Origin of the sequence: Paenibacillus sp. FSL R5-0914 (assembly GCF_038004525.1) — a bacterium.
GTDB lineage: Bacteria > Bacillota > Bacilli > Paenibacillales > Paenibacillaceae > Paenibacillus_AQ.
In genome coordinates this window covers 751691-774485 of sequence record NZ_JBBORH010000003.1, presented here as the reverse complement: position 1 = coordinate 774485, position 22795 = coordinate 751691, and the positions used below count along the sequence as shown (strand labels likewise).

The 22795-nt window shown below is 45.5% G+C and carries 24 protein-coding genes and 1 riboswitch; of the genes, 7 read left to right on the top strand and 17 right to left on the bottom strand.

What is annotated here, in order from left to right; genetic code table 11:
- Positions 1-2: 2 nt before the first annotated feature.
- The 7 genes from MKX60_RS26785 to spoVAC form a co-directional block, all read right to left on the bottom strand.
- Positions 3-524: a YqeG family HAD IIIA-type phosphatase gene (locus MKX60_RS26785; protein ID WP_042193454.1), complete on the bottom strand. Its 522-nt coding sequence runs from the start codon at positions 522-524 to the stop codon at positions 3-5.
- An 88-nt stretch (positions 525-612) separates the two neighbouring features.
- Entirely contained in the window at positions 613-2850 is a 2238-nt protein-coding gene (locus MKX60_RS26780) for a DUF4129 domain-containing transglutaminase family protein (protein WP_341061482.1), read from the bottom strand.
- 1 nt (position 2851) lies between these two features.
- The gene (locus MKX60_RS26775) at positions 2852-4096 is read right to left on the bottom strand and encodes a DUF58 domain-containing protein (RefSeq protein ID WP_076298147.1); all 1245 of its coding nucleotides are present in this window, start codon (positions 4094-4096) and stop codon (positions 2852-2854) included.
- Between the two features lies 1 nt (position 4097).
- Positions 4098-5054 carry an AAA family ATPase gene (locus MKX60_RS26770; RefSeq protein WP_076284318.1) on the bottom strand — a complete coding sequence of 319 codons (957 nt, stop codon included), beginning with the start codon at positions 5052-5054 and terminating at the stop codon, positions 4098-4100.
- 191 nt (positions 5055-5245) lie between these two features.
- Complete coding sequence (gene spoVAE, locus MKX60_RS26765; protein WP_036675923.1) at positions 5246-5596, bottom strand: stage V sporulation protein AE; 351 nt, start codon at positions 5594-5596, stop codon at positions 5246-5248.
- 2 nt (positions 5597-5598) lie between these two features.
- Positions 5599-6630, bottom strand: coding sequence for a stage V sporulation protein AD (gene spoVAD / locus MKX60_RS26760; RefSeq protein ID WP_076284319.1), 1032 nt, complete (start codon positions 6628-6630; stop codon positions 5599-5601).
- Positions 6627-7130, bottom strand: a complete 504-nt coding sequence (gene spoVAC / locus MKX60_RS26755) for a stage V sporulation protein AC (protein WP_076284320.1) — start codon at positions 7128-7130, stop codon at positions 6627-6629. Before spoVAC ends, spoVAD begins: the two co-directional genes overlap by 4 nt.
- Before the next feature lie 548 nt (positions 7131-7678).
- Here spoVAC and MKX60_RS26750 point away from each other — a divergent pair.
- Positions 7679-8752: a M42 family metallopeptidase gene (locus MKX60_RS26750; protein WP_042185952.1), complete on the top strand. Its 1074-nt coding sequence runs from the start codon at positions 7679-7681 to the stop codon at positions 8750-8752.
- Between the two features lie 79 nt (positions 8753-8831).
- On the opposite strand, the gene MKX60_RS26745 is transcribed toward MKX60_RS26750, so the two are convergent.
- From MKX60_RS26745 to MKX60_RS26735, 3 genes are all read right to left on the bottom strand, one after another.
- Positions 8832-9731, bottom strand: coding sequence for an aldo/keto reductase (locus MKX60_RS26745; RefSeq protein ID WP_076298148.1), 900 nt, complete (start codon positions 9729-9731; stop codon positions 8832-8834).
- A gap of 134 nt (positions 9732-9865) precedes the next feature.
- The gene (locus tag MKX60_RS26740) at positions 9866-10180 is read right to left on the bottom strand and encodes a DMT family transporter (RefSeq protein WP_042125359.1); all 315 of its coding nucleotides are present in this window, start codon (positions 10178-10180) and stop codon (positions 9866-9868) included.
- Positions 10181-10525 carry a DMT family transporter gene (locus tag MKX60_RS26735; RefSeq protein WP_042125357.1) on the bottom strand — a complete coding sequence of 115 codons (345 nt, stop codon included), beginning with the start codon at positions 10523-10525 and terminating at the stop codon, positions 10181-10183.
- An 86-nt stretch (positions 10526-10611) separates the two neighbouring features.
- Positions 10612-10720: riboswitch (guanidine-I (ykkC/yxkD leader) on the bottom strand.
- A gap of 196 nt (positions 10721-10916) precedes the next feature.
- Between MKX60_RS26735 and MKX60_RS26730 the strand changes: the two genes are divergently transcribed.
- Positions 10917-11252, top strand: coding sequence for a hypothetical protein (locus MKX60_RS26730; RefSeq protein ID WP_341061480.1), 336 nt, complete (start codon positions 10917-10919; stop codon positions 11250-11252).
- 69 nt (positions 11253-11321) lie between these two features.
- Here the strand turns inward: MKX60_RS26730 and MKX60_RS26725 are convergent, their stop codons facing one another.
- From MKX60_RS26725 to MKX60_RS26695, 7 genes are all read right to left on the bottom strand, one after another.
- Positions 11322-11735: an HIT family protein gene (locus MKX60_RS26725; RefSeq protein WP_341061479.1), complete on the bottom strand. Its 414-nt coding sequence runs from the start codon at positions 11733-11735 to the stop codon at positions 11322-11324.
- Between the two features lie 37 nt (positions 11736-11772).
- Positions 11773-14604, bottom strand: a complete 2832-nt coding sequence (locus tag MKX60_RS26720; protein ID WP_341061724.1) for a glycoside hydrolase family 3 protein — start codon at positions 14602-14604, stop codon at positions 11773-11775.
- Positions 14605-14756: 152 nt separating this feature from the next.
- Positions 14757-15125, bottom strand: a complete 369-nt coding sequence (locus MKX60_RS26715) for a hypothetical protein (RefSeq protein ID WP_341061478.1) — start codon at positions 15123-15125, stop codon at positions 14757-14759.
- The gene (locus tag MKX60_RS26710; protein ID WP_341061477.1) at positions 15126-15803 is read right to left on the bottom strand and encodes a winged helix-turn-helix domain-containing protein; all 678 of its coding nucleotides are present in this window, start codon (positions 15801-15803) and stop codon (positions 15126-15128) included. It lies immediately after the preceding gene.
- 261 nt (positions 15804-16064) lie between these two features.
- The gene (locus tag MKX60_RS26705; RefSeq protein ID WP_341061476.1) at positions 16065-16427 is read right to left on the bottom strand and encodes a rhodanese-like domain-containing protein; all 363 of its coding nucleotides are present in this window, start codon (positions 16425-16427) and stop codon (positions 16065-16067) included.
- On the bottom strand, positions 16427-16846 hold the full coding sequence (locus MKX60_RS26700) for a rhodanese-like domain-containing protein (protein WP_341061475.1): 420 nt from the start codon (positions 16844-16846) through the stop codon (positions 16427-16429). The genes MKX60_RS26705 and MKX60_RS26700 overlap by 1 nt, the downstream gene beginning before the upstream one ends.
- Before the next feature lie 3 nt (positions 16847-16849).
- Positions 16850-17170, bottom strand: a complete 321-nt coding sequence (locus MKX60_RS26695; protein WP_149647867.1) for a rhodanese-like domain-containing protein — start codon at positions 17168-17170, stop codon at positions 16850-16852.
- Between the two features lie 101 nt (positions 17171-17271).
- Between MKX60_RS26695 and MKX60_RS26690 the strand changes: the two genes are divergently transcribed.
- The 5 genes from MKX60_RS26690 (at position 17272) to MKX60_RS26670 (ending at position 22795) form a co-directional block, all read left to right on the top strand.
- Positions 17272-17556, top strand: coding sequence for an ArsR/SmtB family transcription factor (locus MKX60_RS26690; protein WP_341061474.1), 285 nt, complete (start codon positions 17272-17274; stop codon positions 17554-17556).
- Positions 17557-17562: 6 nt separating this feature from the next.
- Positions 17563-20133: an FAD-dependent oxidoreductase gene (locus MKX60_RS26685; RefSeq protein WP_341061473.1), complete on the top strand. Its 2571-nt coding sequence runs from the start codon at positions 17563-17565 to the stop codon at positions 20131-20133.
- Between the two features lie 209 nt (positions 20134-20342).
- Entirely contained in the window at positions 20343-21035 is a 693-nt protein-coding gene (locus MKX60_RS26680; RefSeq protein WP_341061472.1) for a response regulator transcription factor, read from the top strand.
- Positions 21036-21117: 82 nt separating this feature from the next.
- Positions 21118-22041: an ABC transporter ATP-binding protein gene (locus MKX60_RS26675; RefSeq protein WP_076284333.1), complete on the top strand. Its 924-nt coding sequence runs from the start codon at positions 21118-21120 to the stop codon at positions 22039-22041.
- Entirely contained in the window at positions 22034-22795 is a 762-nt protein-coding gene (locus MKX60_RS26670; RefSeq protein WP_076284334.1) for an ABC transporter permease, read from the top strand. The genes MKX60_RS26675 and MKX60_RS26670 overlap by 8 nt, the downstream gene beginning before the upstream one ends.

The window sequence follows — 22795 nt, the reverse complement described above, 5'->3', positions numbered from 1 at the left end:
TACTATTTTTCCTCCTCGTGCCACAATCCTTTTTTACGAAGCCGTGTCAGAGCAACTCGCTCTACCCGACGATTAAATCTTGTGCCGAACCCTTCATCCTTAACGGAGATTGGCAGCACCAATACGGTATACAGGCCAAGCCGATTGCCGCCGTATACATCTGTAAGCATTTGGTCTCCCACCACAATCGTCTGCTCCGGTGGCAACTCCATCTGCTTCATCGCTTTGAGAAAAGGAGCATTACTCGGTTTACGAGCCTGATGCACAAATTCAATATTAAGCGGTGTAGCAAAGCGTGACACCCGTTCCATGTTGTTATTGGATACGATGATGAGCTTAAAGCCCACTTCCTTCACCTTCTCAAACCATAACAACAGCTCCGGAGTAGCCACAGGCGCTTTGGCACCGACCAGTGTGTTATCCAGATCCGTAATGATTCCACGGTATCCCTGTCGATACAGCTCTTCTAGAGAAATATCGAATACCGTATTCACCCGGAGTTTGGGAACTAACATTTCAAACAATACGTTCACCTCGATTTCATACAAAAAACTATAACATACTCCATGCGCTACGCAAATAAATCTATAGCAATGATTTACTGCATAAACGCTATTTCTTGGATCTTATCGTTCTCCGCAGCCGCAAAGCTTCAGTATACACGCTCTGCCAGTCTTTGTCTTCAATAACATCAGGGCTATACTTCGCTTGTTCAAACATCGTTAGCAGTGAAGAAAGATGATTGGCCACAGCAGGTCGTTCCTGACTCCAGCGGACTACGGCTTCACGCAATGTTTCATGCTCTTCCTTCATCATTCCCTTACGATGCAAATACCTTACCCAACGCTCAGTTTCAGCCACAACTTTCTGATCAGGCGTTAAAGGTCGGCCCATTCGCATCTGTTGAACGAAGAAGCGAAGCTTAAAGCGAATATGCCAAACTTTAAAAATAGTCCAGGATAATAATACAACCACTGCCGCCAAAATCACCCATAAACCCACATGGAAGCCTTGATCTGCTTGTGCATTAGTCACAGGTGCAGGTGTTGGTTCTGCCATTTCATCTTGATCTTCCGGGTCTGTCTCAGGTATTTGCTCATTCTTAGTCAGGAGAGGAGCATTAAACCCCGGTGTAGCTTCAACAGGAATCCAACCATACTCACCAAAATAGACCTCAGCCCAGGAATGGGCATCTGCATTGGTAATCGTGTAATTATTATTTGCCGCACCCACCTGCTGCGCCAGATTCATAGGCATTTCTGGCTGTTCTCCAGGTGCATAACCCTTAACCCATCTTGCAGGGATGTTTAGGGAACGTGCCATAGTGACTAGTGCCGTAGAATAATAATCACAGTAACCTTCCTTCAGCTCGAACAAAAATCCATCTACAAAATCCTCACTTGAAACACGTGTTATATCCGGCTTGTTGGTATATGGAAAGGTTTGTTGTAAGTATTGTTGCAAAAGTGCTGTTTTTTCATACGGTGTTCTTCCTTGGGCTGTAATTTCCTCGGCCAGATCTTTAACCCGTTGAGGGAAGTCATCAGGCAGCTGAAGGAAGCTTTCCTCCAGATCATTACCTTTGTATAGCTCCTCATAGGTCTTTGCTGTCAATTCCTGAACAGGAATGACGGGAACTTCAGAAGTCAGCTCGAAGGTCGAAGGATAGTCTAGTTTCTTCTTATCCATATCCCATAGAAGCTCACTATCACGGTCTCTCCAGAAAAGACCTTTCCCGGCTGCCTCACCATTTAATGAATCCACCGAAGTTACAGAATAAGCACCGAATAACACCGGAAATTCATTATTGTTAAGCACTTTAACCGTCTGTTTCAGTGTGCGGGTAGTGACCTTAGAAGCCACACTTTGCTCCAAGGATTTCCCCGTCTCCACCTCTTCTATAGGTCCTCGCTTCAATCGATCCTTATCCGACCATCCACTTCCAGAATAGATTCTGCGTGTTTCTCCTCGCATATAAACACGCAAATCTGAAACCACTGTCATCACCGGGGTATAATCGAAGTTAAAGCCCCCGCCCAGGTTGTCATCATTGAGACTATAGCCAGACGAAGTATTGTTAACAGAGGAACCTGAGCCCGTATTGGAATTCGTTGTTCCAGTTGTGCTCTTACCAGAAGATTTCCCAATTCCATTCCACTCTTGCCACGCTGTATAAGGATCCGTCAAAGTAGGCCTTACATCCGGCATATTCACACCGATTAAAATAACCAGAGAGAAGACGATTGCGATATTCATGACTATTTTCGAGGGATATTCCAGCAAATGTACCCATCCACGCGGATAATGTAGCTGAAAACTTCTCAGGTGCTGGCTGACAAGCCATCCCATACCCGCAAATACCGTCCAAGCCACTTCCTGCCACAATACAATAGATGTAAAGGAATCAAGCGCAGCCAGCGCTACAATGTTCATTCCTATAAACCATAAGATACGCTTCTTAGAGGATACCCACCAAGACGACAGCAACAGCAAGGCAGAGGCACCAAGAGCAAACCAGATATACGGCACCATATACACACTAATATCTTGGAGCTTATCCACAAGGGTTGTAGCCCATGGATCAGGAACATAAATTCCGTAATTAGAAATGATGCGATAAACGATATAGATAATAGCTACTGCTTCCATAATCAGTCTGAATTGAACTTTAACAGGGATAAAAATCTCAATGACGGTGATCGTTAATAGGGCAGCCCATACAGAAGCAGTGGTTTGATTTAACCAGATGGGTTCCGTATAAGAAATCCACTGCTGTGCAATAATCAATAGCCAAAATAGGCCGACGGAACGGTGCCAGGAGAATTTTATCTGATTCCACCAGGTTCTCATATCATCCTTCCCCTCCTAACACTGAGGGAAGCTCTTGAAGCGAGCTAATACCATAACCGGTTATTCCACGAGATCTAAGGACGTCTATCCAATCGTTACCTCTATTTACCTCTGCCGAATTTCGCACATGAATATGAGAAGCAGTCATTCCTCTGCTGTCAGCCCAACGTAGTGCATCAAGTACTGGCTGTCCACGCTGTGGACTAATTAACACGAAGTAAGAGCCTTTAGGAAACATACGGTATCCTTTTTCCAATCGGGAGATAAGCGGACCGCGTCCCTCAGCGTTTAGATCGATTAAATATTGAATCATCTTCTGACGCTCAGCAGCACCTTCAACTGGTGCGAACACCTTCGTCGTCTTATCCAAACAACACAGTCCAATTCCAATTCTCTCCCGAATGCCGAAGCCGAGTAATGATGCCGTCACCGAAACTGCTAGTTCGAATTGATTCGTATTCATATAAGCTGATGTGCTTCCATCAAGGACTATAATGGTTTTGGGAATCGACTCATGCTCAAACTCTTTGGATTTCCAAGAGCCTGTCTTAGCAGTAGCGTTCCAGTGAATTCGCGTCAAGCGATCACCATATACATAGTCACGGACGCCATTAATCTGTGTGGTTTCACGCCGAGATTGAACAACGGATGTCTGCGGTCCAGATAGCCGAGATTTTCTCTCATATAACTGCCAGCGCGGAACGTAGATCGCACGAGGCAAAACCTGAAATTGTCCTTCCGATAAAAATGTTCCCTTATGCTCGACAAGCCCAAATATATCTTGGCTGATAATATCCGTATTAGCGAATGTGTATGTTCCACGCTCTAAGGCTGGTGTCTGAAACTTTAGTTCCCCAATGCCTCTGAGGCTTGGGATCACACTTTCTTCAAAGACCCACGATTCTCCATTATGCCGCTTAAGAACTTCCCTTACAACAACGTAAGGCAAGGGCAAAATCCCAGGGATTGTAACCTTTAGTTTTACACGAAGATGCCCTCCGGCAGAGAGCAAATCTCCCTTGTCTTGTTCAGAATAAAGACTGCGAGTGCCCTTCGCTCGCCGAACGCCTCCTAAACCTCCAGCAATCAAATATGCAATAAGTACAGAGACCATGATAAACAACATAAATGCTGTTTTCCCGCCCTGAAAAAGTACATATAAGAGTGTAATACTCCAAATTACAAGGATGCTTGCAAGCTTAGAGGGCTGAATGATGGCTGCAACCGACGACAAATAACGTCTCATATCATTGCCTCATCGTAACAGGCACATGAATGCTCTGCAGAAGCTTTTGAAGCAAAGATTCTACGCTAATATTATCTAGGCGCGACTCTGGACGCAGCAATATTCGATGACCCAAGGCAAATGGAGTAAGGATCTTCACGTCATCAGGCAGAACGTAATCTCGTCCTTGCAAAAAGGCATAAGCTTTACAAGCCATCATAAAGGATAGTGAGGCACGTGGACTTGCACCCAGCATTACAAGTGGATGTTCTCTTGTCTGCCGCACAATATCTAACAAGTAATTCAGCACAGGATCACTCATGAAGATGTCGCGAATTTCTTCCTGAATCCCTGCAATTTGTTCCATGCTTGTTACGGGCGAAAGCCTGTCCACCGGTTGGCCTTCCTGATGGCTCAGCAATAAATTTTTCTCCGTCGCTGCATCAGGATATCCAAGGCTAATTCTCAGCATGAATCGATCTAATTGGGCTTCAGGCAGTGTATAGGTTCCCTCAAAGTCTATCGGATTCTGGGTAGCGCATAACATGAAAGGGTGCGGAAGTGGATACGTCTCACCATCTACGGTAACGTTTCGTTCCTCCATCACTTCCAGAAGTGCAGATTGTGTCTTCGTAGTAGCACGGTTAATTTCATCGGCTAGTAAAATATTCGTCATCACCGGACCAGGCCGGAAATGAAACATCTCATCCCTAGGATGATAGACAGAAACACCTGTAATATCACTCGGAAGTATATCTGGATTACACTGAATACGGCGATATTCACCGGACATTGATCTTGATAGTGCGCGAATTAGCTGGGTTTTTCCTGTTCCCGGTACATCCTCGATCAATACATGACCACCAGCAAGCAGAGCGGTTAACAATAATTGTATTTCAAATGATTTTCCAAGTATGCAGGATTCCAAATTAGTGCGTACAGCATTCATGGTGTGCATCGATTCTTGACGTACGGGCATATATAATCCTCCTAGCCAGAATAAGCAGTATTATTTATATTTTACATGATTAGAGGACCCAAAGTACATTGTTGAAGATCACGAAGTGAGGATACAAAAAAAACCATAAGATGAAACATCCTACAATTCAAAAATAACAAAAAAAGATTGCCGTCTTTTTCTGACGACAACCTTTTCATATAGCATCAACTTTACCCCTTCGGCCGTACAACTAAAGCTGCCAAAAAGGAGAACACAATAGCTGACGAGATGCCGGCACTTGTAATATCAAAAATACCCGTAACTACACCGATCCAGCCATCCCGCTCCAGCTCCGTTAATGCCCCGTGAACCAAGGAGTTCCCAAAACTTGTGATCGGAATGGTTGCACCAGCACCCGCAAATTTCACAAGCGGGTCGTAGATACCAAAAGCATCAGCAATCGCTCCGGCTACAACTAAGGTACTCATCGTATGTGCAGGTGTCAGCTTCAATACATCGAACATCAGCTGCCCTATAACGCAAATGGCTCCTCCAATCAGAAAAGCCCATAAGTAAATCATCATTATGCTTCACCTCCACTCTCTATGGCTACGGCATGAGCAACACATGGAATACTCTCTCCCTGCTGATAAGACAAAGGTGATAAAAGTGCACCCGTTGCCACTATAAGCACCCGTTTAAGTTCACCTTTTTTTAACCGCTTAAGGATATGACCATAGGTTACAACCGCTGAGCACCCGCAGCCGCTTCCTCCAGCGATCACATATTTCTGTTTCTCCAAGTCGTAGATAAGCAAACCACAATCGTCAAAGGTTGTTTGCTCCATAGGAATTCCTTCTTTAGCCAATAGGGTCTTGGCTATAGGTAACCCTACGGATGCCAGGTCGCCGGTAACAATTAAATCATAGTGCCCGGGCGATAGACCTGTATCCCGAAAATGCGCAGTAATGGTATCCGCCGCCGCAGGTGCCATAGCCGTCCCCATATTAAAAGGATCTGTCAAACCAAGATCCATAATACGTCCAAGCGTGGCCGAAACCACGACTGGATAGTTACCCGAACCGTCATTCTGACCCACTACAGCACAACCCGAACCTGTAACTGTATATTGCGCCGTTGGGGGTTTCTGCGAACCATATTCCGTTGGATAACGAAACTGCTTCTCCACCGTACAGTTATGACTTGATGTTCCCGCTAGCGCATACTTACCGCCTCCAGAATCAACGATCATTGAGGCAATCGCAAGGCTCTCCATAGAAGTAGAGCAAGCACCAAAGACTCCGAGATAAGGCACACCTAATTTTCTTGCCGCGAAGGAGCTGCTGATAATCTGGTTCATCAAATCTCCGCCGACAAAAAACTCCAGCTTTTCTTTATCGATATTTGCATTAATCAGAGCCAGCAGGGAGGCTTTCTCGAAAAGAGCACGCTCAGCCTTCTCCCATGTCTTCTCGTCCATTTCCAGCGAATCAAATATAAAATCAAAGTCTGAAGCTAAAGGACCTTCTCCCTCTTCTGGCCCTACTACAGCGGAAGAACCCAAAATAACGGGACGGTTCGTGAACTCCCAGGTCTGACTACCAAGCTGTTTCATGTATGTGCACCCCCGTCTACGCCCAAAAAGAGATAGACGATACCAATAATGAAAGCAGCTACGGCACCAAATACGATAACCGAACCTGCAAGCTTAAACATATTGCCGCCTACACCAAGTACAAGGCCCTCAGCGCGGTGCTCTAGAGCTGCAGAGCACATACTGTTTGCGAACCCGGTCACTGGGACTGCAGTTCCTGCACCAGCCCATTGAGCCATTTTGTCGTACACGCCAAAGCTGGTCAGAATTACAGAGAGTAGGATCATCACCGCGACTGTCGGACTGGCGGCTTCCTTGGAGCTCATATCGAAAATTGCCATAAAAGCCTCCTGAACACCTTGTCCAATAACACAGATTATGCCGCCAGCAATAAACGCTCGTATGCAGTTTTTGAATACGGGCCTGGCAGGAACAAAGGGCTTGGACAATTTCTCGTAATCTTGTGGAGTCAGGGTGTCAAGCTTCAGCTTGACACCCGATTTCTTAGTTTTCGCCGGCATTGAGGCACCTCCTGAAAGTTAGGCGAAGGGGGCTGACAAGCATCATAGTACTCACTTTTAAGCCCCTTAAGTTGTTCTTCGCTTAGAAGTTTTCCTTATTGTTTGCCATCCTCCGCTTCGTTATGTCCCTCCAGTTCAGGAAAAATACAGTAACACAACAATCAACAGTAAGAAGAGAACAAAAATAAGTACTGCTTCTCTTTCCCTTGGATTGTGGCGCCAGTATCGTCTGCGCGTTCCGTTTACTTGTAGGCTCCTACTTGACAATCCTCCCTGCACCCTTCTTTTGGGTACGCTGCCCGCAACCCTCATTCGTCTTCGCATCCTTTCTAAGGCTCCTGCCACCAAAGCCTCTAATGCATAGTATTCGTGGAGCTCGTGCCCGGTGTTCATTGTCTCTTGTCATGGACAAGTGAGCCCAGAATGTTCATACTAGGTTGCAGGAAGAAATAACGATGTGGTCCATTATGGATAACATCCGTTTCTCGTAGAAATATAAGAATGATGTATAAATGAGTTCTTATATTTTAATAAAGGAGTGAATTCATATGAATCAAGAAACATTGGACATGTTCAAAACACTTACCGAATTTCCCTCAGCCCCAGGATTTGAGCGCGAACTCCGCGCTTACGTCAAGGATGCTATGACTCCTTATACTGAAGAGTTCGTACAGGATCGTCTCGGTAGTTTGTTCGGCGTACTGCGCGGCGAAGAGAACGGGCCAAAGATTATGGTCGCTGGGCATTTTGACGAAGTAGGTTTCATGGTAACTGGAATTACTAACACCGGTATGATCCGTTTTCAACCACTTGGCGGCTGGCTTGCCTCTGCTGTTGCATCCCAGCGCCTACATATCATTACACCTAAAGGAACACTGACCGGAGTTGTTGGCAGTACGCCTATCCATTTGCTAAGCAATGAAGAACGTGGTAAGACTGGCGAAATCAGCAAAATGTATATTGATATCGGTGCAGACAGCCGTGAAGAAGCAGAAAGCTTTGGCGTTAGACCAGGCCAACAAGTTCTGCCGATTTGTCCTTTTACTCCCCTTGCTAATCCCAAAAAAATCTTGGCGAAAGCTTGGGACAACCGTTACGGCGTAGGTCTCGCCATTGAACTAGTTAAAGCATTGCACGGTAAAAAGCTGCCGAATACCGTTTTCGCTGGTGCCACTGTACAAGAGGAAGTAGGTCTTCGGGGTGCGCGTACTGCGGCTAATCTCCTGTCACCAGACATCTTCTTCGGTCTGGACGCGAGCGCTGCTGCCGATATGACTGGAGACAGTCAGGCATTTGGCCATCTGGGCAAAGGAGCTCTCTTGCGTATTTTTGATCCTACGATGGTTACACATCGCGGTCTGATTGAATATGTACAAGATACAGCGGATACCCACCGGATCAAATATCAGTATTTTGTATCCCAAGGCGGAACAGATGCAGGTCAGGTTCATGTTAGTGGAATTGGCGTTCCTTCCGCAGTAATCGGAATATGCTCCCGCTACATACACACAGCTTCATCAGTGATTCACAGTGATGACTACGATGCTGCTAAAGAGCTTCTGATCAAACTGGTAGAAGGCCTTGACCGGACTACACTACAGACAATTATTGAGAACAGCTAATCGCACAAGAAATGACAGAAGAAGCCCTCAAACACTTTTACAGTGATTGAGAGCTTCTCTTTATGTGAATAGAACTGATTTAAATCATATCTAGCGGTACTTTCCAAGAAGGTATTGGGAAAGCTTCGTCCAGCTTCCAAATTTCATCGTTACTTAGCGTAATCAAGCCTGCAGCAGCATTCTCAATGACGTGCTTACGAGAAGAAGCTTTTGGGATAGAAATAACATCCTCTTCACGCATCGTCCAAGCTAACATAATCTGAAGCGGAGTTGCCTGATGTGCACTGGCGATTTCCTGAACGACTTCACTCTCGATTACTCCTTTTCGGAGTGAACCAGCTTGAGCAAGCGGTGAGTAAGCCATTACCGGGATCTTGTGACTTCTCTGCCATGGCAGCAGTTCAGTTTCAATTCCTCTGGACCCTAAATGATATAGAATCTGATTGGTTGCACAATGAGTTCCCCCAGCAATACCAAGCAGTTCTTTCATATCGTCGACATCGAAATTGGATACACCCCATCTTGCTATTTTTCCTTGAGAGACTAGTTTCTCCATACCTACAACAGTCTCTTCTAGTGGAATATCTCCCCGCCAATGCAGCAAATAAAGATCCAGATGATCCGTATTCAAGCGTTTCAAGCTTTCTTCACAGCTGCGGATAAGGTGCTCATTCCCGGCATTATGTGGATAGACTTTTGACACCAAGAAAACTTGATCCCGAATACCTTGAATAGCCTCACCTACTAAAAGCTCCGAGCGTCCGTCCCCATACATCTCAGCCGTATCTATTAAATCCATGCCTAGCTCCACGCCTAATCGCAGGGCAGCAATCTCTTCCTCCCTACGGGAATTGTCGTCACCCATATTCCAAGTTCCCTGCCCAATTCTGGGAAGTGACGTTCCATCTGGAAGCAGCATGCGGTTAGATTGGTTCATTCTTGCGATTTCAGCCAAATGTTCGATTGAATCCTTAGTCATATTAAAAATCCCCTTATTGAAGTATTGTATACTTACTTTATACGACCTATAAGAACCTTTCTAAACATCTGAATCGTGTCCAATTTATAACTAATCTCTCTTTTGAAGAGAAAAAGTAAAGAATGAATACCTAACTAAGCTATCAGCTTTAGTCCCACAGCGGCCCCCAGAATCATAATAATACAGACTATCCGGCGCCAGTCTTTGGCCTCTCCATACAATATCATCCCCAGAATCGCTCCGCCGGATGCGCCTATCCCCGTCCATACAGCATAAGCTGTTCCCATCGGCAGACTCTTCATAGCTAAAGACAGGAACAGAAAGCTTGCTCCGAAACCAAGAAAGAGCAGCGCGAACGACAGGAAATTCCGGTGTTTATTCAACCTATTAATCATAGCTACTCCAAACATTTCAAATAAACCAGCAACGACCAGAAATACCCATGCCATTTAAGACTCCCCCTTTACTTCGGCTTCTTTGGTCACCATTTTCAATCCTATAACGCCTGCCAGCAAAATAACCACTAGAACCAGCTTCATCAACTTGAACGGTTCTCCGAATAAAACCATGTCTGCAACTACTGTACCTGCAGTTCCTAGACCAACAAACACGGAATATACCGTGCCGACCGGCAATTTGGTACTCGCTGAAATCATCACATAGAAGCTTATTATTATAGCTACCACAGTTATCAGCCACTCCCACATCGTGGAGGCATGTTTTAAGCCGATGACCCACATGACCTCGAAAACAGCTGCACCAACTACCTTTAACCACTCTGAATTGTTCTTCATTCCAAGCCCTCCTTCAATTCACTAACTTTATAATTGCCCACGAAACAAACAAATAAGCCCGGAAGGTCATCGTCATTTATAACGATACCTCCCGGGCTTTTATCCCTCCGTGTAGACACGAACGATGCTGTTCGTGCGTTTTCCCTCGGACCAGACCAGCTGTGCACCAGCTGCGGAACCCTAGAAAACAATAACTATTAAGTTACATCGTATGGTAGCAAATCGGGGTGATAAAATCAACCTTTTCTAAATAAAAAAGAACAAACTCATAGCAACTATCAAGAATGGTTGAAGATAAGCGTTAATTTTATTTTTTCAAATCCATTTATTCAATATTATGGTACAATTTAAGAGAATACAGCTTATAATGAACAATTAGGAGGGCGATCTAATGGTCTTTGGGATACTGTTTATTGGAGTTATTGTATTTATAATCACACTGTCCGTAGTTCGTAATGGTTCGAGCTCGAACAGTAACAGATTTGAGAGAAATAGACGAGATGACGCCGCCAGCATGTCTTTTATGGCAGCTAGCCATCCAGATCTGCTGGATACAAATAACCCGAATCATTCTAATCACCAACATCACCATCAACACCATCACGGGAGTGACTCCCATCACCATTCTGGACATGACAGCGGTCATAGCTGGGGCGGGGATAGCGGGCACAGCAGCGGGGGAGATTTCGGTGGCGGAGATGCTGGTGGCGGTGGCGGATGTGATTAGAGCGTTACTCTATAATAAAAGGAAAAGGGCATCCCTGATATTGCTTCAGGAATGCCCTTTTTATGATTGTTACTTTTTTAAAAAACCAATAATCTTTGCTTGCGTGTGACTTAAAAAATTCTCAGCACCGTGCGGGTGTAGTGGTTCACTCCAAACAAATCCGTCTCCTTCGTATCTAGGGATGAGGTGCATATGGTAATGGGTCAGGTCGTTAAACTTCCCTCCATTTTGGCAAATGCTTATACCATCTGGTTCGAACAAAGTCTTCAGAACAACTGACAACCTCTTCGCCCCGTCCATTATCGCATAGGAAGTCTCTGAGTCGATGTCTTCGAGATCCCAATAATGCTTTTTAGGAAGGATCAGGAGATGTCCTTCGTTAAACGGAGCGATATCTAGCACACAAGTAATAAATTCATTCTCATATACTACTTTTACGTTAGGCTCAATTCCGTTAGCAATCCGACATCCCAAACACTCCATATAGCACACTCCATCCCATAATCAAAGGTCATCTCTATTATTGATTAAATTGAAACCGGCTGATAAGCACCTCACCGTTAAAAACAACATAAACATCGCTAGTACCCGTCTCCACGGATACTTCGCCTTTCAATGTGCTCCACTGTTGCAGAACTCCACCAGAAGGGACGGTTACGGTTCCAACCAGTTTCCCAGTTGCGCTTCCTGTTCTGATCTCAATGCTGCCACCTTTTGCAGAGGAGACCAGAGCTTCAATTGCTACTGCTCCATGATCGAACAATACGTCATTAAAAGCGATCCAAGCGCCCTCTTTTACCGGATGTACCGAAGCCCCGCCTGCTTTGCATTCGTCCAGATATACGCCTTCGTAGTCATCATAGTTCTCTGCTTTGGTGTTGTTATATAAATTACGGAAAGGAATGATGTCCCCTTTCACCGTTACTACTGAAGATAATTTAATATCAGCAGAAGAACGGCCGATCAGAATTGCGTATTCTCCATTTTCGACGCAATATTGTTCACGTGTGACATCCCAGAATGCCAGCTCGGAGACTGGTAGAACAAACTCTACTGTATGCGATTGACCTGCGGCGATGCTCACTTTTTCAAAGCCCTTCAACTGTTTAATCGGACGTTTGACCCGGGAATTCAAAGCTTGCACATATAACTGAACAACCTCGTCCCCATCGACTGCACCAGTATTATCCACTTGAACGGCAATGTTAAGCGTATCGTCTTGCTGCAGTTCCTTTGTGCTCAAATTTAGATTCTTGTAATTCACTTCAGCATAACTTAGGCCGTGACCAAAAGGATACAATGGCTTACCGTCAAAGTACATATAGGTTCTTTTACCTTTGATAATATCATAATCCATCAGCTCAGGCAGCTGCTCCACAGAACGGAACCAAGTCATATTCAGCTTACCAGAAGGACTGTAATCTCCGAACAACACTTCTGCAACCGCATTACCAAGCTCTTGTCCACTGTGGGATGTATACAATACTGCCGGGATATTCTCGTCAATCCAAGTGGAAGAAATCGGATAACTGCCGACAATAACTACCACTGTATTTGGATTCGCTTCATAGACTGCTTTGACCAGGCGCTCCTGCTCTTCCGGAAGTACAATATCAGGTCTGTCGATTTCTTCTTTTCCATTAAGGAGTGGATGATTACCGACAAAAACCACTGCTACTTCAGCTGCTTTGGCAGCTTCTACCGCAGCGTCCAGTCCGTTTGTAACGATGTTCTTTTTGAAAAGACGAGCGTCCGCACTTGCGACCTGATCAGCAACCTGCAGCGTGCCATCCTCAGCATTCACAGAGATCAATTTGTCATTCCAAGTCCGCAAAGAGACTTTACCCTCAGCTTCCGGGACGATGTTCAAGGATTCTTTTACAAACCAGCCGTAGATTTCATCAGCAGATGCTGTAAGTGTCTCCGCTTCGCTTAAAGTTACATACTGTCCACGACTTGTCGCCTTCAGAGTATTGCTAGTCCAGCCCCAAGCGGTATGTTGGAACAATTCTCCGTGCTCTGCTATGTCATGTTGTACAGCCAGCCTTCCGTCCTCACCCGTGATTCCGATGGCTTGGCCGTTTGCAGCTGAGGTAAGAATGATTTGATCTGCGCCGCTCTCAAAAGTAACTTGTTTACCAGGCAGTTTCTTACTAACACCTTGCAGTGGAGTCACTCCATAAGGTAATGTGCCGGAATACCAGTCTCTGAAAGCTTCATCGCCAAGTGGACCAATAATCGCCACTTTGTTTAATTCAGTCTTGCTCAGTGGCAATGTTGCCTGATCATTCTTCAGCAGCACAATGGATTGTTTGGCAGCTTCCAAGGAAAGTGCGGCATGTTTTTTACTAAGAATTACGGAATCGTCGATTGCTGTGTATGGATTACCTTCAGCGGGATCAAACTCTCCCAGACGGAAACGAACTCTAAATGTGTTAGTTAGTGCACGATCCAGATCTTCCTCTGCCAGTAGGCCTTGGTCTAGTACTTCATGAAGAACCTTGATCGTCTCTTCAGTTTCTTCTGTTACGCTGTCAATTCCGTTTTTGATAGATTCCGCCATCGACTGTGCAAAAGATTCATAATACTTATGATCCTTCACAATCCCGAATAAATCACCAGCATCACTGACGATAAAACCGTCCATGTCCCATTCGCCTTTGACAACATCCATCACTGCCGGATGAAGAATAACTGGCACGCCATTCACCGAGTTATAGGCGGTCATCATAGACTGTGCGCCACCTTCTTGAAAAGCAGGCTTGAATGCTTCCAGATAATACTCACGCATATTTCTTGGATCGATGCTGGCGGAACAATTTCCGCGTTCGATCTCGTTGTTGTTCCCTAGGAAGTGTTTAAGCGTTGCGACCGCTTTCAAATAGACCGGGTGATCGCCTTGGATTCCTTGCACAAGTGATGTGCTGAGTTGTCCAGTTAACTCTGGATCTTCACCGTAAGCTTCTTCCGTTCTACCCCAACGTGGGTCACGCTCCATATCCACCGTTGGTGCCCATAACGTCAGGCCATTCACCGTTGGATTCTTTTTGTAAAATGCTCTTGCTTCATCTCCAATGGCCGAGCCGATTTCCTTCATTAGCTCTGGGTTCCAAGTACAAGCCAGTCCGCTTGGCTGAGGAAAAGAGGTCGCTTTTCCAAGCCAGGAAATTCCGTGCGCCGCTTCTGTACCATGTTTATAGGCTCCAACGCCTAAACGCTCTATAGCCGCTTGATACTGAGGGATCAGACTTACTTTTTCATCAAGCGTTAATCTGGAGATCAAATCCTGCACTCGGTCATTTAAGGGTAAATCAATCTGTTGAAATGGATATTTAGATGTCACTGTTTCCATCATAATCGCTCCTTCGATTCAAGTTGATAGCGGTTTCATATGTTCTCGAGGTAGTTGTCTGTGTCTAACACAAATCTGGTCTATCAACATAATCATAGAAGATTAGCTCAATAAGTAACACCTTAACAATCTAAGTGAAAATCAGGTCAAAATTAGAGATTTATCGGGTGCTTCGCTCGCCCGTCTCCCTTGGTGAAGTGAGATGCGGATGATAACGGTGCGAGGTGGATTGGAGAGGGCTGATCTGGGGTATTTTTACCCCTCTTTTGCTCTTTTTCCGTCTCACGTCCCCATTCTACGGGATTTATACCGTTCTTTTGCTCGTTTTCCTCCTCACGACCCCATTTTACGGGATTTATACCGTTCTTTTGCCCATTTTCCGTCTCACGACTCCATTCTACGGGATTTATACCGTTCTTTTGCCCATTTTCCGTCTCACGACTCCATTCTACGGGATTTATACCGTTCTTTTGCTCGTTTTCCGCCCCACGGTACCATTCTACGGGATTTATACCGTTCATTCACCACATATGAAAATCACTAAAAGAATGAACATATTCATAACGACAAACTCTACCGCTTGCCTGGGAAACTACCGGATTGAACCTTCCTTTTTCAGAGAGAGACTTCATATACTTCCTAGCCGTCCTAAGATCAATCCCAAGCTCCCTCACCAAATCAACCGGACGAATGCACCCATTCGTGCGAACCGCAATCCGCAAAATATCACGCTCCAGTCGGCTAAACTCCCCCTGCTCCTCCATCTTCACAGCCAGGTAAGGCATCAGCAATGGTCTTAGCAAAGTAATCGTAAGTTCAGGACTCGCATCCAGATCATCATAAGGAATCGCCACGACCCGATAACCCGCGATTTGCAGATAGGTCTCTCGATTCAGCTCCTGCCTGTAGCGCGTTCGATCTGTACTTTGCACATGTGGGCCGTAGCCTTTAACTTCAAACGCAAACTTAACCTGGCCAGGCTTCCACACAAAATCAACAAAATAGGGCTTGCTACGCCAATCCAATACTTCATATTCAGGATGAAGGTCATTGAAATGCCCCATCATAGGCCACCATACCTTCTCCAAAAACATCCGCTCACCATGGCCATGTCCACGCTCCAATCTCCCCCGCCGTTCTCCCGTTCTTCTACTAATATGATCCTCTACCCACTTACGATGCTCCTCCGTAAATCCCATACGTCACCCTCCTTCTTGGCATAAAAAAATCCCGCACCCAATATGGGTACGGGACGTGCTTCGTCCTATTACTCAAAAGTATAGTATTCGCTTTCTGATGCTGTCAATAAACACTCTACATTCAATGCTAGATCCAGCAAAATTTAACTAATCCATCAAAAAAGCTAGTTGGTTTAAGTACGTTGCGTTAAAGCAAGGCCAGCTTTAGTAAGCTCATTTGGAGTTAGCTCTATTAGAGTTTGTTCAGAGGAATTAGTTCAGTTACCGTCGACTCAACTTCCCATCCCAGCTGCTTACCCCGCCCTGCAAATGTGCAAGCCGAGCATACCCCTGCTTACTCAGAATCCGCGCTGCACTTTTGCTTCGCATACCGCTGCGGCAGTAGAGCAACACATCCCGATCCTTAGGGATTTCACCGAGCCGCTTTTCCAACTGAGACAGCGGGATGTTTTTCGCCCCCGGAATAAATCCACTCTTGTATTCATCCGGTTCGCGGACATCGATCAGCAGCCTATTTTTGGATTGCTCCATTTCGCTCCGAAACTCTGACACCTTTAACGTTCTTACACTTACACTTGCGCTTTTACCAAATCCGAGTCGGGACATTAATGAGCTTAAATCCATTATCCTTCACAACAACCTTTCACCGAAATGTCGGAGAGCGTTCTTTTATTCCCTAACAAATCACCATTTACCGCATATAACTTTCGAAAGCCCTGCTTATAAAGAATTCTCGCAGCTTTGTTTCTTTTATAGTAACTATCAGCAAGAATTAGAACCGAATCGTCAGTAGATAGACAATGTTGCCAGACATAGGCTAACCGCCCGATCGATATATTTATCGAGCCACGGATACTATCCTTCTCATAATCTACGGCATCTCTAACATCGAGCATTTTCATGTCCAGTGATTGATCTGCTAATTCGCGAACGTCACGGGCTTCTACATAGGAGAGTGAACGGACTGGCCAAGCGGAACGTAAGAACCTTACAATACTAAAGACAATTAAAATACTCAGTAGGATCCTAAACATCATGTTCATCTATTACCCCCGTACCAAAAAATCATCCGTCCAAGCGCTTAATCCGCCCATCATATTCACAACGTTATATCCTTTTTCGCTCAGCAGCTCACACGCCAGTCCACTACGACCACCACTTAGGCACATTACAATCGTCTCTCCATTAGGATCTAGTTCATCTATACGCATTAACAGCTGCCCAAGCGGAATATGCTTCGCACCGATCACATGTCCCTCCACCCATTCGGCGGGTTCGCGTACATCTAGCAGCATAGGAGCCTCTCCATTCTTCAGACGTTCCGCCACTTGCTGAGGGGTAATTTCCTTTGAAATTTTAAAAGACATCGAGCATCTCTCCTTCTCTTTTTTAAAAATAACTTGATTTTAATATCACTATATCATAATATTACGATATAAGGATATTGTAAAGCGAGGAGTTCATAACCATGGACAAAAATTTCAAAGCCTATAATCAAACCGCCGAAACCTTAAAAGCTATCGCTCATCCCGTTCGCTTGTGCATCATTAAAGGTCTGCTTGAAAAAGGCAGCTGCAACGTTAGCTTCATGCAGGACTGTCTCGACCTTCCACAATCTACGGTATCCCAGCATTTGCAGAAGCTTAGAGCTCTAGGCATTGTCGAAACCGAACGTAATGGACTGGAAATTAACTATTCTGTTAAAGACGAGAAAATCAAACATCTAATTCAGCTATTTTTAGGGGAGGATTAAATCATCATGAGTAAAAAAGTACTGATTGTCGGAGGAGTTGCAGGAGGCGCATCAGCGGCCGCCAGACTTCGGAGATTAGATGAAGAGGCTCATATCATCATGTTTGAACGTGATCCGTACATTTCTTTTGCCAATTGCGGACTGCCTTATTATATCGGAGGTTCCATTCAGGATCGCTCCAAGCTGCTGGTTCAGACACCAGAGGCGATGCATAAACGTTTTAACATCGATGTTCGGATTCAAAGTGAAGTGGTGTCTATCGACCCTGTGAACAAGAAAGTAAGAGTAGAAAGTATAGAAAAAGGCTCCTATGAAGAGAGCTATGATGCGCTTATTTTATCACCCGGCGCTAAACCGATTCGTCCGAATCTACCTGGTATCGAGAGTTCCAAAATTCACATGCTGCGCAACATTCCCGACACCGACAAAATCAAAACCAAAGTCGCAGCCGAAGGCACTCGTTCCGCCGTTGTGATCGGTGGTGGGTTTATCGGTGTTGAGATGGCGGAGAACCTCAGAGAAGCAGGTCTGGAAGTAAGCTTGATCGAGGCGGGTCCACAAATCTTAGCTCCGTTCGATACTGAAATGTCTTCTATTTTGGCAAAAGAGCTCGACGAGCATGGCGTTAATCTTATTTTTTCCGATATGGTCCAGGGGTTTGCAGAAGTGGGTGAACAAATAGAGGTTCAGTTGGCAAGTGGCACTGTGCTTCAAAGTGATATGGTTCTGTTGGCCATCGGCGTTTCACCGGATACCTCTTTCCTGAAGGATAGTGGTTTAGAGTTCGGTCCACGCGGCCATATCTTGGTCAACGAGCGCATGGAAACAAATTTGGATCAGGTCTATGCAGTAGGTGACGCGGTCGAGGTGGTTGATTTCGTGAACGGAACTAAAACTGCTATTCCACTAGCTGGTCCTGCCAATAAGCAAGGAAGGATTGCTGCGGACAACGTCAGCGGTCTAGGCACTACTTACAAAGGATCACAAGGGACTTCTATTATTAAGGTTTTTGGAGTCACGGGTGCTTCTACCGGCAATAACGAAAAAACATTACAACGTTTGGGCTTACCGTATCACGTGATTTATGTTCATCCAAGCTCTCATGCAACTTATTATCCGGGGGCAACTCCAATATCAATGAAGCTGATCTTTGATCCAAAAGGTACGGTGCTCGGTGCACAAGCCGTGGGGTATAGTGGTGTAGATAAACGTATCGACGATATCGCTACAGTTATTCGTTTTAGAGGTACGGTCACTGATTTGACGGAGTTGGAGCTATCTTATGCCCCTCCTTATTCTTCCGCTAAAGATCCAGTGAATATGGCTGGCTTTGCTGCTGAAAATATTTTGAAAGGCATGACTACAGTATTCGTTCCTAAGGATTTAGAAGGTCGTGACAACAACAATACCATTTTAGTTGACGTACGTTCGGAAATCGAGCATGCCAACGGTCACATTGAAGGCTCAATTAACATTCCTGTAGATGATCTGCGTGGTCGTCTAGCCGAGCTTGATCCTAGTAAAGAAATTTGGGTGTATTGCCAAGTTGGACTTAGAGGCTACACAGCATCCCGGATTTTGCAGCAAAAAGGTTTCCGTGTGAAGAATCTGACCGGAGGCTATAAGACATATCAACTGAGTAAATATTCACCTAAAAAAAAAGATAGTCTGACGCCAAACGCAGGTATTTCAACAGCAGCCCGTAAAGAAATCGCAGCAACGGGAGCACCGGCGGGAACTCACACTGCTTCAGCTGCAGGCAATACCAACGCTACAGCTTTCGCAGCCAACTCCAGCACATCTGTATCCACCCCTGCCAAACAAGAATCCGATCTAACACCTGATTCCGTGCTTGATGCTTGCGGACTATGCTGCCCTGGGCCGCTGATCCAAGTCAAGATGAGCATGGACCCGCTCTTGGACGGGCAAGTCTTAACGGTAACGGCTTCCGATCCGGGATTCTATGAAGATATTAAGGCATGGGCTCGCATGTCGAAGCATACGCTTTTGCAATTAACGAAGCTGCCTACTGGCATGATTGAAGCTTATCTGCGCAAAGGCATTACCGCGGATTCCGTACCTGCAGGAGCGCAGCCCGTCCAAACTAGTAATGCAAGTACGATGGTGGTATTCAGCGGTGATCTGGATAAAGCGATCGCTTCCTTCATCATTGCCAACGGAGCAGCCTCCAGCGGCAAAAAAGTGACGATGTTCTTTACCTTCTGGGGTCTCAATATTATCCGCAAGGATGAGAAAGTGCCTGTGAACAAGAATATTATCGGTAAAATGTTCGGAGCGATGATGCCCCGCGGCAGTCGGAAGCTAACGCTTTCGAATATGAACATGATGGGCATGGGCTCCAAAATGATCCGCTCTGTAATGAAGAACAATAATGTCTCTTCTTTGGAAGAATTGATTCAAATGGCTGTCGACCAAGGCGTCGAGATCGTTGCCTGCCAAATGTCCATGGATCTTATGGGCATCACCCGTGAAGAACTGATCGACGGCGTGGGGATCGGCGGCGTAGGTTATTACCTCGGTCAAGCCGATCAATCTAGTCATAATCTATTTATCTAAATACCTTAACACCGCAAAGAGACTCCTCTATTTATATAGAAGAGTCTCTTTGTTATATAAAAATGAACTCACCAGAATCGGTGATATAGATTTGAATAACCAAAATGCAGAAATTGGCTGGATCTGGATACAGAATCTAAAACCTGCTATCCTATTTAATAGGCATTCATCCGAATAATGACCTATTTTAGGTGGAATAAGGAGATTAAATGAATAACCCGATACATATTCTCGTTGCTGAGGACGACAGCGACATCAACCGATTGCTGTGCAACATTATTAAGAAAAGCGGCTACATCCCCCAACCTGCTTACTCGGGAACGGAGGCACTTCTCTATCTGGAGCAACGTCAAAGGAGCATGTTGCTACTGGATCTGATGCTGCCTGGCATGTCGGGAGAGGAACTACTTGAGAAGATTGCCGGGCGGGACGATATGTCGGTAATTATCATTTCAGCCAAGGGTGAGCCCCAGACCAAGGTATCTGCCCTGCGGGCGGGGGCGGATGATTTCATTACGAAACCCTTCGACGTTGAGGAAGTCTCTGCACGGATCGATTCTCATCTACGTTTGTATTCGCGGATTGCGCAATCGGCTTTGCCTAACGTGCTCCAGCATCAGGGCCTTGTACTTCATCGAGATGCGATGTCGGTTACGGCAAATGGAGCGGAACTGACGCTCACAGCTCTAGAGTTTGAGATTCTCTCGTTACTTTTGTCGGCCCCTAAGAAGGTGTTCACGAAAGCGAATTTGTACGAAAGGGTCTGGCACGAGCCATATTACGGGGATGACAATACGGTCAATGTCCATATGAGCAATTTGCGCAGCAAGCTAACCAAGGCCGCACCAGGAAGCGAATTTATCGAGACAGTATGGGGCATAGGTTATCGGCTCAAGCCTTAAGACATTCTTAAGATTTGGCTTTAGCTCTTCTTATGTTTTCAATTCTATACTTGGTCTATCACGAAAAGGAGGCCAAGACGAGATGTACGAGTATGTATTAAAAACAAATCAACTATCCAAAAAGTTCAAGGGCCATACAGCGCTGGACAAAGTCAATTTGTCAATCCGTAAAGGCTCTATTTATGGTTTTATTGGGCAAAACGGAGCTGGAAAATCAACATTAATCCGGATTGTGACCGGACTTGCTTTTCCGACTCAGGGGACGATCGAGCTGTTCGGAGCCAGTGAAGAGCAGGCCTTGATCCAGGCTCGTAAGCGAATCGGCTCGATTATCGAGAGTCCCGCTTTGTTCCCCCATATGACTGCGAGCGAAAATTTAGAAGCAAACCGGATTCTACGTGGTATTCCCGGGAAAGATTGCGTTCCTAGAATGCTAGAGCAAGTTGGACTGCAGGGCGCCGGCAAGAAGAAAGCCAAAAATTTCTCACTTGGAATGAAGCAGCGGTTAGGTCTTGCCATCGCCTTGCTGGGAGATCCAGAATTTCTGATTCTGGACGAGCCGACCAATGGGTTAGATCCGATGGGTGTCGTCGAAATGCGCGAACTGCTCAAGCGACTAAACCGTGAGCTTGGCATTACGATAATGATCTCAAGTCATATTCTAAGTGAGCTGCATTTAATGGCAAGTCATTTTGGCATTATTCATCGCGGTCAGTTGCTTGAACAACTCACTGCGGAGGAATTAAACGAGAAATGTCAGCAGTATTTGTTTATCAAAGTGGATGATCCGGGCAAGGCAACAGCCGTCATTCAGAATGAGCTGGGTACGGCCGATTTTGAAGTGATGCAGGATGGAACCATCAAGTTGTATAGCCGTATTGAGCAGCCAGGCAAAGTATCAACAGCGTTATTCTCTGCCGGCCTCGAGATCGAGAAGTTTATGCCTATGGGTGAAGACTTGGAAAGTTATTTTACGAAGCGAATTGGGGGGAATCCAAATGTATAATCTGATCAGAGTGGAGTTTTTCAAGCTCCGTAAGAATAGATCATTTTGGACTTTTCTATTGGCACTTTCCGTACTCTCGCTTGCTTACCCATTGCTATATTATTTTGATCATCAGTCCAATGGGGAACCTCAGATCACCGGCGCTGAATTTCTGACTACCTTTATTTCAAGCAATGCCTACATTATTAAATTCGGCGTAGCCATTCTGGCTGGATTCTTTATCTCTAACGAATATTCCACAGGGGTCATGAAGACGATCGCATCTTCAGGCAACACCAGAGGCCGGCTGTTCGCAGCAAAACTAATCGTATTCGCAGTTGGGGCCATGGCGATTTCGCTCGTCTTTCCTATTGTCAGCACAGTCGAAGTCACGCTGCTTTCGGGCTTCGGTCATCTGCCGGAAGGAAGCACTACACTTTTTATACCGCGAGCCCTCGGGCTAACGTTGTTGTACACAGCTGGTTACGCAGCCATCGGGGCGCTGTTCACCGTAATCCTAACCGACAGCGGCAAAACTATCGGCTTCTCAATGATTTTCTTCCTTATGATCGATACGGTTTTGGCTAGTATAGGTTCGAAGATCTCTTTCTTTAGTAGTTTGTACGATTATTCCATCTTCAAACGGGTGAGCGATATCGGTAAGCCCAGTATCGACAGTGGAGATTGGCCAGCGCTTTTACTTGTACCGTTGTTGACAATAGCCGTTTCCGGGGTACTCGGTATTCTCGTATTCCACAGAAAAGAAATTAAATAA

Coding starts and splice junctions, on each gene's coding strand:
- MKX60_RS26780 (WP_341061482.1), bottom strand. CDS start 2,850: ATGAGAACCTGGTGGAATCAGATAAAATTCTCCTGGCACCGTTCCGTC.
- MKX60_RS26775 (WP_076298147.1), bottom strand. CDS start 4,096: ATGAGACGTTATTTGTCGTCGGTTGCAGCCATCATTCAGCCCTCTAAG.
- MKX60_RS26770 (WP_076284318.1), bottom strand. CDS start 5,054: ATGCCCGTACGTCAAGAATCGATGCACACCATGAATGCTGTACGCACT.
- spoVAE (WP_036675923.1), bottom strand. CDS start 5,596: ATGATTTACTTATGGGCTTTTCTGATTGGAGGAGCCATTTGCGTTATA.
- spoVAD (WP_076284319.1), bottom strand. CDS start 6,630: ATGAAACAGCTTGGTAGTCAGACCTGGGAGTTCACGAACCGTCCCGTT.
- spoVAC (WP_076284320.1), bottom strand. CDS start 7,130: ATGCCGGCGAAAACTAAGAAATCGGGTGTCAAGCTGAAGCTTGACACC.
- MKX60_RS26750 (WP_042185952.1), top strand. CDS start 7,679: ATGAATCAAGAAACATTGGACATGTTCAAAACACTTACCGAATTTCCC.
- MKX60_RS26745 (WP_076298148.1), bottom strand. CDS start 9,731: ATGACTAAGGATTCAATCGAACATTTGGCTGAAATCGCAAGAATGAAC.
- MKX60_RS26740 (WP_042125359.1), bottom strand. CDS start 10,180: ATGGCATGGGTATTTCTGGTCGTTGCTGGTTTATTTGAAATGTTTGGA.
- MKX60_RS26735 (WP_042125357.1), bottom strand. CDS start 10,525: ATGAAGAACAATTCAGAGTGGTTAAAGGTAGTTGGTGCAGCTGTTTTC.
- MKX60_RS26730 (WP_341061480.1), top strand. CDS start 10,917: ATGGTCTTTGGGATACTGTTTATTGGAGTTATTGTATTTATAATCACA.
- MKX60_RS26725 (WP_341061479.1), bottom strand. CDS start 11,735: ATGGAGTGTTTGGGATGTCGGATTGCTAACGGAATTGAGCCTAACGTA.
- MKX60_RS26720 (WP_341061724.1), bottom strand. CDS start 14,604: ATGGAAACAGTGACATCTAAATATCCATTTCAACAGATTGATTTACCC.
- MKX60_RS26715 (WP_341061478.1), bottom strand. CDS start 15,125: ATGAACGGTATAAATCCCGTAGAATGGTACCGTGGGGCGGAAAACGAG.
- MKX60_RS26710 (WP_341061477.1), bottom strand. CDS start 15,803: ATGGGATTTACGGAGGAGCATCGTAAGTGGGTAGAGGATCATATTAGT.
- MKX60_RS26705 (WP_341061476.1), bottom strand. CDS start 16,427: ATGGATTTAAGCTCATTAATGTCCCGACTCGGATTTGGTAAAAGCGCA.
- MKX60_RS26700 (WP_341061475.1), bottom strand. CDS start 16,846: ATGAACATGATGTTTAGGATCCTACTGAGTATTTTAATTGTCTTTAGT.
- MKX60_RS26695 (WP_149647867.1), bottom strand. CDS start 17,170: ATGTCTTTTAAAATTTCAAAGGAAATTACCCCTCAGCAAGTGGCGGAA.
- MKX60_RS26690 (WP_341061474.1), top strand. CDS start 17,272: ATGGACAAAAATTTCAAAGCCTATAATCAAACCGCCGAAACCTTAAAA.
- MKX60_RS26685 (WP_341061473.1), top strand. CDS start 17,563: ATGAGTAAAAAAGTACTGATTGTCGGAGGAGTTGCAGGAGGCGCATCA.
- MKX60_RS26680 (WP_341061472.1), top strand. CDS start 20,343: ATGAATAACCCGATACATATTCTCGTTGCTGAGGACGACAGCGACATC.
- MKX60_RS26675 (WP_076284333.1), top strand. CDS start 21,118: ATGTACGAGTATGTATTAAAAACAAATCAACTATCCAAAAAGTTCAAG.
- MKX60_RS26670 (WP_076284334.1), top strand. CDS start 22,034: ATGTATAATCTGATCAGAGTGGAGTTTTTCAAGCTCCGTAAGAATAGA.